This window comes from Mesorhizobium sp. WSM4849, assembly GCF_055811385.1.
The window spans coordinates 47,125-58,850 of record NZ_JBVVPW010000004.1 but is presented as its reverse complement, the minus strand read 5'-3'; the positions used below and the strand labels follow the sequence as shown (position 1 = coordinate 58,850).

At 61.4% G+C, this 11,726-nt stretch carries 12 protein-coding genes, 1 tRNA gene and 1 pseudogene; 5 read left to right on the top strand and 9 right to left on the bottom strand.

The annotated features are described in order from the left end of the window. Window positions 1-24: 24 nt before the first annotated feature. The 4 genes from AC0L3L_RS05390 to AC0L3L_RS05375 all read right to left on the bottom strand — a co-directional run bounded on the left by AC0L3L_RS05390 (window position 25) and on the right by AC0L3L_RS05375 (window position 2,393). Window positions 25-606 (bottom strand): VOC family protein, encoded by a 582-nt coding sequence (locus tag AC0L3L_RS05390; RefSeq protein ID WP_473486940.1) that lies wholly within the window; start codon window positions 604-606, stop codon window positions 25-27. Window positions 607-1,431: 825 nt separating this feature from the next. Then, window positions 1,432-1,506, bottom strand: a tRNA-Glu gene (locus AC0L3L_RS05385). 90 nt (window positions 1,507-1,596) lie between these two features. Beyond that, complete coding sequence (locus AC0L3L_RS05380) at window positions 1,597-2,004, bottom strand: VOC family protein (protein WP_473636820.1); 408 nt, start codon at window positions 2,002-2,004, stop codon at window positions 1,597-1,599. Next, window positions 2,001-2,393 carry a fimbrial protein gene (locus AC0L3L_RS05375; RefSeq protein WP_473636819.1) on the bottom strand — a complete coding sequence of 131 codons (393 nt, stop codon included), beginning with the start codon at window positions 2,391-2,393 and terminating at the stop codon, window positions 2,001-2,003. Before AC0L3L_RS05375 ends, AC0L3L_RS05380 begins: the two co-directional genes overlap by 4 nt. A 26-nt stretch (window positions 2,394-2,419) precedes the next feature. Here AC0L3L_RS05375 and AC0L3L_RS05370 point away from each other — a divergent pair, with 26 nt between their 5' ends. Together AC0L3L_RS05370 and rpoH are read left to right on the top strand one after the other, a co-directional pair. Next, a complete protein-coding gene (locus AC0L3L_RS05370; protein WP_473636818.1) occupies window positions 2,420-3,505 on the top strand; it encodes an RluA family pseudouridine synthase in 1,086 nt (361 codons plus the stop codon). A gap of 205 nt (window positions 3,506-3,710) precedes the next feature. Further along, a complete protein-coding gene (gene rpoH / locus AC0L3L_RS05365; RefSeq protein WP_029348727.1) occupies window positions 3,711-4,622 on the top strand; it encodes an RNA polymerase sigma factor RpoH in 912 nt (303 codons plus the stop codon). Between the two features lie 104 nt (window positions 4,623-4,726). Here the strand turns inward: rpoH and AC0L3L_RS05360 are convergent. Then, window positions 4,727-4,816: pseudogene (locus AC0L3L_RS05360) on the bottom strand (DUF2274 domain-containing protein); the annotation flags it as partial. A gap of 303 nt (window positions 4,817-5,119) precedes the next feature. Here AC0L3L_RS05360 and AC0L3L_RS05355 point away from each other — a divergent pair. Further along, window positions 5,120-5,527: a hypothetical protein gene (locus AC0L3L_RS05355; protein WP_473636817.1), complete on the top strand. Its 408-nt coding sequence runs from the start codon at window positions 5,120-5,122 to the stop codon at window positions 5,525-5,527. Between the two features lie 147 nt (window positions 5,528-5,674). Here the strand turns inward: AC0L3L_RS05355 and AC0L3L_RS05350 are convergent, their stop codons facing one another. From AC0L3L_RS05350 to AC0L3L_RS05335, 4 genes are all read right to left on the bottom strand, one after another. Continuing rightward, window positions 5,675-6,547: an MBL fold metallo-hydrolase gene (locus AC0L3L_RS05350; RefSeq protein ID WP_473636816.1), complete on the bottom strand. Its 873-nt coding sequence runs from the start codon at window positions 6,545-6,547 to the stop codon at window positions 5,675-5,677. 150 nt (window positions 6,548-6,697) lie between these two features. Beyond that, on the bottom strand, window positions 6,698-7,357 hold the full coding sequence (locus AC0L3L_RS05345) for a peroxiredoxin (protein WP_473636815.1): 660 nt from the start codon (window positions 7,355-7,357) through the stop codon (window positions 6,698-6,700). A gap of 175 nt (window positions 7,358-7,532) precedes the next feature. After that, window positions 7,533-7,898 carry a cell division protein ZapA gene (locus AC0L3L_RS05340; protein WP_473636814.1) on the bottom strand — a complete coding sequence of 122 codons (366 nt, stop codon included), beginning with the start codon at window positions 7,896-7,898 and terminating at the stop codon, window positions 7,533-7,535. 11 nt (window positions 7,899-7,909) lie between these two features. After that, complete coding sequence (locus AC0L3L_RS05335) at window positions 7,910-8,182, bottom strand: DUF4164 domain-containing protein (RefSeq protein WP_023797069.1); 273 nt, start codon at window positions 8,180-8,182, stop codon at window positions 7,910-7,912. Window positions 8,183-8,488: 306 nt separating this feature from the next. Between AC0L3L_RS05335 and tkt the strand changes: the two genes are divergently transcribed. Both tkt and gap read left to right on the top strand, forming a co-directional pair. Further along, window positions 8,489-10,480, top strand: coding sequence for a transketolase (gene tkt / locus AC0L3L_RS05330; protein ID WP_473636813.1), 1,992 nt, complete (start codon window positions 8,489-8,491; stop codon window positions 10,478-10,480). Window positions 10,481-10,634: 154 nt separating this feature from the next. Beyond that, the gene (gap, locus tag AC0L3L_RS05325; protein WP_473525617.1) at window positions 10,635-11,645 is read left to right on the top strand and encodes a type I glyceraldehyde-3-phosphate dehydrogenase; all 1,011 of its coding nucleotides are present in this window, start codon (window positions 10,635-10,637) and stop codon (window positions 11,643-11,645) included. Window positions 11,646-11,726: the final 81 nt, after the last annotated feature.

The window sequence follows — 11,726 nt, the reverse complement described above, 5'->3', positions numbered from 1 at the left end:
TGTCCTCCCTTGTTTGGCCTGTCGTCAGTATGGATTTTTCGGCGTGCGGTCCTCCGACAAGGTCGCGCGGGAGTGCTCGACGAGCGCCTGGATCGCGTCGGCAAGATGCACTTCGGCTATTGCATAGTCGCCGCGCGCAACGCGAATCTTGTGCGCCTGCATCAGCACGTCGGCATGAGTGAAGCCCGCTGGCGGCTCGAAACGGTAGGAGGCGAGCTCGATCAGCAGGCCGAGCGGATCCTCGAAATAGATCGAATCCATAAAGCCGCGATCCTTGACGCCGCTGTGCTTGATGCCGCGCTCGTCGAGCCGGGCGACCGCCTGCAGGAAGGTGACGCGCGACACCGCAAAGGCGATGTGGTGGACGCAGCCCGTATCTGTCGGCGTGCGCCGTTTGACCGGCGTGCGGCTCTCGTCGCTGAAGATGGTGATCAGCCGGCCGTCGCCCGGATCGAAATAGAGGTGGCTTTCGCTGGCCTTGTCGAGATTGGGCTGCTCGAAGATGAAAGGCATGCCAAGCACGCCTTCCCAGAAGTCGATGGAGGTCTGACGCCCGGCACCGACCAGCGTGATGTGATGGACGCCCTGCGATTGCAGTTTCTGCATTTGGCCCTCTCCCAAGGTTTCCCGCCTCTGTGCCGAACGGGTTCGACGTCGCATCCACCGCGCTCTATTGGCACCGGATATGCTCGGCCGGCCCACAGGCTTGATGAGGCGATGCTAATTCAATCGGCCGCGCTGCGCCAGAAGCGGCGAATGACCGCTGCACAAAGGGGGCGGTTTGCTACGGTCCGCATCCCAATTGGTGGAGGCCCAATGGGTAGGCCCTACGCCCCGTCCTTCACCCGATGGTAGGCCATATTTCCCAACCAGATGGCTACACCGGTGCCGATTGGACCGACCCACCAGGCGTCGTGGCCGTATATCGAAAATAGCCCGACGATAAGGCTGACGGTAATGGCAACAAATCCCGCCGCGCCGAGGGCTACTGCTACTCGACCCGTTGTGGGCCGGGTCGGTTTATCTGCTGCCATATTGGTTTTTCCAGGTTCGCCCAAAACGCGCGCTGCACTCTTCGTGGCAGAGAGGATGCCGCAATTGCGGTAAGCGGGCAACGTGCTTTCAGTGTGACCGCGGCAGCACCGGCCCGGTCGTTCCCCAGGGCACCCAAGGAGCGGTCTTTCCGGTGACTTCCTTCACCGTCTGCAAGAGCGTTTGATTGAGCGCCACCAATGCCCTGTGATGATCGCTGCTAGGCGATATAGTCAACTGACTACGGTCCATCTGTGCGACTCGCTGACACGTGCTGGAAAGAATCGGCGCTATGACAAATCTACATGGGAAAGAGCGCCAACTACCAGGTTCTGGAAAAATCGAATTCCGCAAACGTTGGATAAAAAACTTGTCGGCCAGCTAAGTGCTTGAAATTCTTGGTACGCCCAAGGGGAATCGAACCCCTGTTCCCGCCGTGAGAGGGCGGTGTCCTGACCGCTAGACGATGGGCGCGTTCAAGAACCGGCGATATAGGCTGACGGCTGGGAAAAAGCAACTGGGCTTCGGACAGTCGATGGTGCCGGGAAACTATCCGTTGCAATCCTATCGTTTTGGTTCGATCAGGTCCCAGAGATTTCCGTGGAGATCGGCGAAAACCGCCACCGTGCCATAGGCCTCGTGGTGGGGCGCCTCTCGGAATTCGACGCCCTTTGCGAGCATTGCCGCATGGTCGCGGACAAAATCGTCGGTTTCAAGAAACAAAAAGACGCGGCCGCCGGTCTGGTTGCCGATGCTATCCCTTTGCGCATCATCGGCCGCTTCGGCCAGCAGCAGCCTCGCGCCTTGTCCGTTTGCCGGCGCCACCGTGACCCAGCGCTTGCCACCGCCAAGATCGACGTCCTCGATGAGCAGAAAGCCCAGCCTGTCGACATACCAGGCGATCGCCTCATCGTAATTCGCGACGACAAGAGTGACGGTCGCGACGCGGCGATTTTCGGCGAAACCAGTCATTTGTTGCGGATCGAAAAGCGACCGATGATACGGCGCTCAGTGATGTCGTAGACAAAAATGGCACGGCTGCCGTCGGCAAGCTCCGCATCGATGGAGACGCGGTTGCCGGCAAGCGACTGGCTGATGACCTTGGCGCCGACCGGCAGCACGATGTCGCCGGTCAGCGGCTCGCCTGATGGCGCTTGGATGTCGTCGGCAAGTGATGGATTATTGGGCGGCGAGCTGGCCGGCGGCGCGGTGCGCGTTTTGTAGACAAGGGCTGCGATCACCACCATAAGGGCGATGAACAGCAGGCCGAGATTGATGGCGACGAAGCGGACGAGCTTCTTGCGCACCTTTTCAACTTCGGGGTCGAGCGGCTTTTCCTCGTCTTCGTCGGCAGCAGCCATGGCAAAACATTCCGGAACGATTTTCTATGAGCGCTCATAACGAAGAGGCCCCCATATTGATAGAGGATGGATTAATGGAGGACGGATCGCCAGGCGGGGGGTCGCCAAACGGGGGATCAATAGTGCTGGAAGCCGGTCCCGATGCGGCCGGCCAGCGCCTCGACCAATGGCTGGCCGGCAAGCTCGGTCCGGACATGTCGCGCAGCCGCGTGCAGATGCTGATCAGACAGGGCGCGGTCAAGGTCGGCGGCCAGCCGGTCAACGAGACGAAGCGCAAGATGGCGGCCGGTGACCGCGTGTCGGTCGACATGCCGGAGCCGGAGCCGGCGGAGCCGCAAGGCGAGAACATCGCGCTCGACGTCCTCCATGAGGACAATGAGTTGATCGTCATCAACAAGCCGCCGGGGCTGGTCGTCCATCCCGGCGCCGGCAACTGGACCGGCACGCTGGTCAACGCGCTGATCCACCATTGCGGCGACAGTCTTTCCGGCATCGGCGGTGTGCGGCGGCCGGGCATCGTCCATCGCCTGGACAAGGAGACCAGCGGCGTCATGGTCGTCGCCAAGACCGATCGCGCCCACAAGTCGTTGTCGGAGGCCTTTGCCGACCATGGCCTGACCGGCGATCTCAAACGCGCCTATCTTGCGCTGGTCTGGGGCATACCGACGAGACCGACAGGCACGGTCGACGAGCCGCTCGGCCGCGCCGCCGACCGCGTGCGCCGTGCCGTGGTGCCGGAGGACCGCGACGATGCCCGCCACGCTGTCACCCATTTCACCGTGGTCGAGCGCTTCGGCGAGCTGCAAAAGGAATTTGCCACGGCAAGCCTGGTCGAATGCCGACTCGAGACCGGCCGCACCCATCAGATCCGCGTCCACATGGCTCATATCGGCCATCCGGTCGTCGGCGATCCCGATTATGGCCAGGCCTTTCGCACCAAGGCGAACCGGCTGCCCGAGCCGCTGAAAGGCCGGGTGAAGGCATTTCCGCGACAGGCATTGCACGCCCGCCTCCTTGAATTTCGGCATCCGACCACCCATTTAACGATGAGGTTCGAGGCGCCGGTACCGAGGGATATGGAGGAACTCGTGGACGGCTTTCGCAAACTCTGAACCACCTTCCATCCACTCAAAACCTGATCGGCAAAAACCTGACCGGCGTTGTTCACTTTAACGTGACACACTGTTTCGTGTTGAACCAATGCTGTCCTTTCTGGTTTTGTTCCTATATACACCGGTTGTCGCGACGAGCCTTTGGCGTCGCGATGTATGCCCGCCGCGTTTCGGGGGCACCACTCCAAGAGAGAGGGGCGCTATCATGGCCCAATCATTACCCAGTATCGTTTCCGGCGAAGGCGGCCTCAGCCGCTACCTGGAAGAAATCCGTCGCTTTCCGATGCTTCAGCCGCAGGAAGAGTACATGCTCGCCAAGCGTTACGCCGAGCATGAGGACACCACGGCTGCGCACAAGCTCGTCACCAGCCATCTGCGGCTCGTCGCCAAGATCGCCATGGGCTATCGCGGCTACGGCCTGCCGATCGGCGAAGTGATCTCGGAAGGCAATGTCGGCCTGATGCAGGCCGTCAAGAAATTCGAACCGGAGCGCGGCTTCCGGCTCGCCACCTATGCCATGTGGTGGATCAAGGCCTCGATCCAGGAATACATCCTGCGCTCGTGGAGCCTGGTCAAGATGGGCACAACCGCCAACCAGAAGCGTCTGTTCTTCAACCTGCGCAAGGTGAAGGGCAAGATCCAGGCGCTCGACGACGGCGATTTGAAGCCCGACCAGATCACCGAGATCGCCACCCGCCTCAACGTGTCCGAAGCGGAGGTGGTGTCGATGAACCGCCGCCTGTCGGGCGACGCCTCGCTCAACGCACCGATCCGGGCGAGCGAAGGTGAATCAGGTGAATGGCAGGACTGGCTGGTCGACGACCACGAAAGCCAGGAAGAAGCGCTGATCGAGCAGGACGAGCTGGAAAACCGGCGCGGTATGCTGTCGGGCGCTCTGGCCGTGCTCAACGAGCGCGAGCGGCGCATCTTCGAGGCGCGCCGCCTGGCCGAGGAGCCGCTGACGCTGGAAGAGCTGTCGGCCGAGTTCGACATCAGCCGCGAGCGCGTGCGCCAGATCGAGGTGCGCGCCTTCGAGAAGGTGCAGGACGCAGTCAAGGCCGCGGCCAAGCGCCAGATGCAGGCCCTGCGCACCATCGAGGCGCAGCCGGCGGCATAAAGCTTCCGACGGCAACAAATAACGGCGGCGTCAGGCAACTGGCGCCGCCTTTTTTATTGGTCCTCGGACTGCCAGAGGAACTGTCGCTTGGTGTCATATTCTAGCTAGGGTTGCCGGTTCCGCCGCACCTTCGCGAACGCCCGATCCGTCGCCATAAACCACTCAATCATCGGTGTGATCAGCCTGGCCGGCTCATAGCGGCATTATAGCAATTTTCCCCAAGCCCTGGAAACCGCAACGCTGCAAATTGTGGCGGCAATGTTCCGGCGCCGACACGGCTTCCGTCGCGAAATTTCACAAAGGTGGCGCTTGCGGCAAGCGGGCGCGACAATGGGCCGTCGGGGCTGCGCTGGGCAGTTGAGCTCGCCTGTTTAGAAACCAAAGGCAGTATGACGATGACGATTTCTCCGTTTCTAACCGCTCTCGGATCCGAAGGTCCCCCAGCCGACCGAGCGAAAGACATGGACCTGTATGGATGGCTAATTGGAAGCTGGGAAATGGACACGGTCCACTACCTCGACGACGGCACAATCCAGAAGTGGAATGGAGAATGCCATTTTGGCTGGGTGCTCGAAGGCCGCGCGATTCAGGACGTCTGGATTAGGCCCAAGCGCCCTGCGCCGTCCACGATGTATGGCACGACTTTGCGCATCTTCGATCCTGGGATCGATGGCTGGCACATCATATGGAACGACCCGCTCAACCGAGATCACTCGCGCCAGATCGGGCGGGCCGAGGGTAAGGACATTGTCCAACTCGGCACTGACTCGCGCGGTCTGAAAACTCGATGGCGTTTCACTGAGATCACTGCCAACAGCTTCCATTGGATCGGCGAGGAAAGATCGTCCGAGAGCGACCCTTGGCAAATCACGTATGAACATTTAGTCCGCCGAACAAAACCCTGAAGCTAGACTAGCTGGCGTCTGCGCTGCCCCTCATCCGGCTGCCGCCACCTTCTCCCCGTATAGTGACCGTATAGTGACGGGGAGAACAGGCAGATCGCACCGCGCGCTGACTTCCCGGAATGCGTAGTGCCGTCTGCCAACGACTCGTCAAAGGCAATCCAACGGAAACTTCAGATACCGCCGGCCGTTGGATTCCGGTTCCGGCAACCGCCCGCCATTCATGTTGACCTGCAGTGCGTGCAGGATCAGCCTAGGCATCGGCAGCGTCCTGTCGCGCGCCTCGCGCAATGCCACGAAATCGGCCTCTGTCCTGCAGGCGGCAGCATGGGTGTTCTTGGATTTCTGTTCCGCGACCGTGCTCTCCCACAAGGGTTCGCGTCCTCCCGTCTGGTAGTCATGACCGACGAACAGACGTGTCTCGTCCGGCAGCGCGAGGATATCCTGGATCGAGCGCCAGAGTTGCGCGGCACTGCCGCCGGGAAAGTCCGCTCTCGCCGTGCCGCTGTCCGGCATGAACAGCGTATCATGGATGAAAGCGGCGTCGCCGATCACATAGGTGATCGAGGCCAGCGTGTGGCCTGGCGAAAAAAGCACCTTTGCCGGAATGCCGCCGACCGAAAAGGTCTCGCCATCGGCAAACAGCCTGTTCCACTGGGACCCATCGGCAGGAAAATCCGGCCAGTTGTAGATCGCTTTCCACAATTTCTGGACGTCGATGATCTTGTCGCCGATCGCCGTAGGCGCTCGTGTCTTCTCCTTGAGATAATGCGCCGCCGAGAAATGGTCCGCATGCGGGTGCGTGTCGAGGATCCACTCGACCTCCAGCCCGTTCTCCCTGACGAAATCGAGCAGGGCGTCGGCATTCTTCGTCGCTGTTGCGCCGGACTTCTCGTCGAAATCGAGGACCGGATCGATGATTGCGCATCGTCGCGTCTGCGGGTCGGCGACGACATACTGGATGGACCCGCTCGGCTTGTCGTAAAAGCCTGCCACTTGCAGCTTGGCCGATGTCGCGTCCAATCTCGGCTCCCTCAACTCCCACCCGGCAGGAATGGTTTTCCCTGCCGGTGTAAAAGAAGAGCATGGTCATTCGCCAACGCCACGCCGTCAAGCACCGCATGCTTCGCCGAGGCAAAACGGCCGAAAATCCTTCCGTACCGCGCTAGCCGCTCAGGCGGAGGGCTGCTTGGTCTTCCGGAGATACGGCAGGATCGTCTCGTAGGCGCCGAAACGCTTGATCGCGTCCTCGTTGGAAACAGCGGCGGTGATGATGACGTCTTCGCCCTGCTTCCAGTTCGCTGGCGTCGCCACCTGGTGCTTGGCGGTCAACTGTATGGAATCGATCGCGCGCAGGATCTCATCGAAGTTGCGGCCGGTCGTCATCGGATAGGTGAGGACCAGCTTGATCTTCTTGTCGGGGCCGATGACGTAAACTGAACGCACCGTCGCGTTGTCGGCAGGCGTGCGCCCTTCCGAGGTTTCGCCGGCACCCGCCGGCAGCATTTCGTAAAGCTTGGCGACCTTGAGGTCCTTGTCGCCGATCAGCGGGTAGTTCACCGATTGGCCGGTCGCCTTCTTGATATCATCCTGCCATTTGCCATGGCTTTCGACCGGATCGACGGAAATGCCGATGATCTTGACGTTGCGCTTCTTGAACTCGCCTTCCAGCCCGGCCATCGTGCCGAGCTCGGTCGTGCAGACCGGCGTGAAATTCTTCGGATGGCTGAAAAGCACCGCCCAGCCGTCACCGATCCATTCGTGGAAGTTGATCGTACCTTGCGTGGTTTCGGCCGTGAAATCCGGCGCGGTATCGTTGATACGGAGGCTCATGACGTGTCCCTACCCTGTGAGTGCAGATTGCAGCCGGCATTGACCGGCGCTGCTTTTGCCTTTCTACCACTCCGGCGTCATCCTTCAAACGCCTGTTGCGCCGGCATCAAGGCCGGCTGCGAAAATATTTTCATTGCTTCTCGGCAAAGGCAGCAGGAATTTCCGCTGCGCTGGCTCAGGCCTTGTTCACCGCCAGCGTCGTCGCCAGATCTTCCATGCGCTGGGCGAGCGCGCCAAGCGCTTGGGTCAGCGCGGTATCGTTCTTATCGGCCTTGGTCAGCGCGTCGTCACGCGTCTTGCGCAGCGTCAGCACTTCGCTTTCCATGCCCTTGACGCGTTTTTGCAATTCCGAAAGCTCGTCCATGACCATGATGCCGGCCATCACCGTCAGCCGCTGGTCGCCGATCTCGCCGAACGAATCCTTCAGATGCGAGACATAGCGGTCGAAGCGCTCGGCAAGGTCGATCAGATGTTCTTCCTGGCCCTCGTCGCAAGCCATGCGATACTGCTTGCCGTCGATGGAAACCGTGACTTGTGCCATTGGGCCAGCCCCTATCTGTCCAACACGGCGCGGATGGTTTCCATGGCGGTCACCAGCCGACGCGACACTTCCTTGTTGGCGTCTTCCAGCCGTTCGGCGCGCGCTTCGGAATTGTCGAGTTCCTGCGCCAGCCGCGAGCGGTCGGCGTTCATGCGCTGCACCTCCGCCTCGGCTTCCGTATAGTCACGCTCATGCTCGAGCTTGGCCGCGACGGCATTTTCCAGCCCTTCGATGGCCTTACCCAGTCTGGCGATGACTTCCTTGAGTGTCGTTTCCCCGGTCATGGCTTTCGTCCTGCGCCCTGCCCATCACCGAATCATCCACGTTCAGAACGCGTTATGTCTGAAACATTACCCGCCGTGTGAAGCCAACGTCAACAAAGCTCTCGCGACTGTCCCCTGCTAACGCTAATGTAGAGCCTCCAAGACCCTTCTGGCGCCATCACAAGACCGGCAAAAGCGCCGGGTTATTGACTAACAAGATCGGCAAAAGCGCGCCGGTTTGTTGACTAAAAAGCCGCGCCTGCTATGTGTCGCGCACCCCCTTTCCCGGGCTCTCCCAAGGCCCCGAACCCCCACACTGGAGGAAGCATGACCTCGCGTGAACGACATGACCGGATGGCCAATGCGATCCGTTTTCTTTCCATGGACGCCGTCGAGAAGGCCCAGTCCGGCCACCCCGGCCTGCCCATGGGCTGCGCCGACATCGCCACCGTGCTGTTCACGCGTTTCCTGAAATACGATCCGAAGAGCCCGCATTGGCCCGATCGCGACCGTTTCATCCTGTCGGCCGGCCACGGTTCGATGCTGCTCTATTCGCTGCTTTATCTGACCGGCTACGAGGACATCACCCTCGACCAGATCAAGCATTTTCGGCAAGTGGGGTCGAGGACGGCAGGCCATCCCGAATTTGGCCATGCCGCCGGCATCGAGACGACGACCGGCCCGCTCGGCCAGGGCCTCGCCAATTCGGTCGGCTTCGCACTCGGCGAGCGCATCATGAATGCCGCCTTCGGCAACGACCTCGTCGACCACTACACCTATGTACTGGCCGGCGACGGCTGCCTGATGGAGGGTGTTTCCCAGGAGGCCATCGCACTTGCCGGGCATCTCAAGCTGAACAAGCTGATCGTCTTTTGGGACAACAACAACATCTCGATCGACGGCCCGGTGTCGCTGGCCGACAACACCGATCAGGTCGCTCGCTTCCAGGCATCCGGCTGGAACGCCAGCCACATTGACGGGCAGGATCCGGAGGCGATCGCCTATGCCATCGAGGCGGCCCGCCATTCCGACAAGCCGACGATGATCGCCTGCAAGACGACGATCGGCTTCGGCGCGCCGACCAAGGCCGGCACCAACAAGTCACACGGTTCGCCGCTCGGCGCTGAGGAAATCGCCGGCGCGAGAAAATTCTTCGGTTGGGATTATCCGCCTTTCGAGCTTCCTGCCGATATCCTCGATGCCTGGCGCGACGCCGGCAAGACGGGCATCAAGGCACGCACCGACTGGGAAGGCCGCCTTGCCAAGGCCGACGCCCAATTGCGCAGCGAATTCGAGCGTCGCATCAGTGGCGCGCTGCCGGCGAATTTCGACGCCGTCATCACTGATTACAAGAAGAAGCTCGCCGCTGACAAACCGAAGGTCGCCACCCGCAAATCGTCGGAAATGGCGCTCGAAATCATCAACGGCGCGGTGCCGGAAACCATCGGCGGCTCGGCCGACCTGACCGGCTCCAACAACACCAAGACGAGCCAGACCAAGAACATCACTGCCGACGACTATGGCCAGCGCTACGTTCACTACGGCGTCCGCGAGCACGGCATGGCTGCCGCGCTCAACGGACTGACGCTGCACGGTGGCATCATCGCCTATGGCGGCACGTTCATGTGCTTTTCCGACTACGCCCGTCCGTCGATGCGGCTTGCTTCGCTGATGGGCATCCGCTCGATCTTCGTCATGACCCATGATTCGATCGGTCTCGGCGAAGACGGCCCGACCCATCAGCCGGTCGAGCATCTGGCCGCACTGCGCGCCATTCCGAACCACAATGTCTTCCGCCCGGCGGACGCGGTCGAGACCGCCGAATGCTGGCAACTGGCCATCGAACAGGAAAAGACGCCTTCGACGCTGGCGCTGACCCGGCAGAACCTGCCGGCGGTGCGCAACGACTTCGTTGCGGAAAACCTCAGCCGCCAGGGCGCCTATGAGCTGGCCGCCGCCAGTGGCGATGCGGCGGTGACGATCTTCGCTTCGGGTTCCGAGGTCGAGATTGCGCTGGCGGCGCGCGAGGCATTGGAGAAGCACGACCATCCGACCCGCGTCGTCTCTGTCCCCTGCTTCGAATTGTTCGACAAGCAGAGCGCCGACTATCGCAACAAGACGATCGGCAACGCGCCGATCAAGATCGCCATCGAAGCCGGCATCCGTCAGGGCTGGGATCATTTCATCGGCACCGACGGCATCTTCATCGGCATGACCGGCTTCGGCGCGTCTGGCACGATCGAACAGCTCTATCCGCATTTCGGCATCACCGCGGAAGCGACGGTGAAGGCGGCCGAAGCCCGCCTGCACGGCGAGTAAAGCCAGACACCCGCGAGACCGCGCATAGCGGTTTTGCGGGCAGCCTCCGTCTGGTGGACTTAAATCCAACTCATCGACGGCTGGATTCTTTGACAGCCCGCCGTTATGAAGCTGCGGACTTGATCTTCGGCCTCCAACTCCCAGGGAGAGAAAAATGACCGTCAGAGTTGCCATCAATGGATTCGGCCGCATCGGCCGCAACATCCTGCGCGCCATCCACGAATCCGGCCGCAAGGACATCGACGTCGTCGCCGTCAACGACCTCGGCCCGGTCGAGACCAACGCGCATCTGCTGCGCTTCGACAGCGTGCATGGCCGCTTCCCGCATGAAGTGACGGTTGACGGTGACCAGATCACCGTCGGCACCGAAAAATTCAAGGTCACCGCGATCAAGGACCCGACGCAGTTGCCGTGGAAGGAGCTCGGCATCGACATCGCGCTCGAATGCACCGGCATCTTCACCGCCCGCGACAAGGCCGCGGCGCATCTGACCGCCGGCGCCAAGCGCGTCCTCGTCTCGGCGCCTGCGGAGGGCGCGGACCTCACCGTCGTCTATGGCATCAACCATGACAAGCTGACCAAGGACCACATCGTCATCTCGAACGCCTCCTGCACCACCAACTGCCTGGCGCCGCTGGCAGCCGTGCTGCATGAGGCCGTCGGCATCGAGAAGGGCATGATGACGACGATCCACTCCTACACCGGCGACCAGCCGACGCTGGACACCATGCATAAGGATCTCTACCGCGCCCGCGCCGCGGCCCTGTCGCAGATCCCGACCTCGACCGGCGCGGCCAAGGCGATCGGCCTGGTGCTGCCCGACCTCAAGGGCAAGCTCGACGGCATCTCTATCCGCGTACCGACGCCGAACGTCTCGGTCGTCGATTTCAAGTTCATCGCCAAGCGGCCGACGACCGTACAGGAGATCAACGAGGCAGTGATCGCCGCCTCCAACGGCAAGCTGAAAGGCATTCTCGCCGTCACCCGTCATCCGAACGTGTCGATCGACTTCAACCACGATCCGCATTCCTCGATCATGGCGCTCGACCAGACCAAGGTCATGGACGGCAACTTCGTTTCGGTGCTGTCCTGGTACGACAATGAATGGGGTTTTTCCAACCGCATGGCCGACACCGCCGTCGCGTTCGGCAAGACCATCGCCTGATCGCAGAACCATCTTATTGCGACTTGAAACGCCCGGCTCTGTCCGGGCGTTTTTCATGAGAGCGCCCAGCGCCCTTTTGGA

Coding starts and splice junctions, on each gene's coding strand:
- AC0L3L_RS05340 (WP_473636814.1), bottom strand. CDS start 7,898: ATGGCACAAGTCACGGTTTCCATCGACGGCAAGCAGTATCGCATGGCT.
- AC0L3L_RS05380 (WP_473636820.1), bottom strand. CDS start 2,004: ATGACTGGTTTCGCCGAAAATCGCCGCGTCGCGACCGTCACTCTTGTC.
- rpoH (WP_029348727.1), top strand. CDS start 3,711: ATGGCCCAATCATTACCCAGTATCGTTTCCGGCGAAGGCGGCCTCAGC.
- AC0L3L_RS05355 (WP_473636817.1), top strand. CDS start 5,120: ATGGACACGGTCCACTACCTCGACGACGGCACAATCCAGAAGTGGAAT.
- AC0L3L_RS05390 (WP_473486940.1), bottom strand. CDS start 606: ATGCAGAAACTGCAATCGCAGGGCGTCCATCACATCACGCTGGTCGGT.
- tkt (WP_473636813.1), top strand. CDS start 8,489: ATGACCTCGCGTGAACGACATGACCGGATGGCCAATGCGATCCGTTTT.
- AC0L3L_RS05370 (WP_473636818.1), top strand. CDS start 2,420: ATGAGCGCTCATAACGAAGAGGCCCCCATATTGATAGAGGATGGATTA.
- AC0L3L_RS05345 (WP_473636815.1), bottom strand. CDS start 7,357: ATGAGCCTCCGTATCAACGATACCGCGCCGGATTTCACGGCCGAAACC.
- gap (WP_473525617.1), top strand. CDS start 10,635: ATGACCGTCAGAGTTGCCATCAATGGATTCGGCCGCATCGGCCGCAAC.
- AC0L3L_RS05375 (WP_473636819.1), bottom strand. CDS start 2,393: ATGGCTGCTGCCGACGAAGACGAGGAAAAGCCGCTCGACCCCGAAGTT.
- AC0L3L_RS05335 (WP_023797069.1), bottom strand. CDS start 8,182: ATGACCGGGGAAACGACACTCAAGGAAGTCATCGCCAGACTGGGTAAG.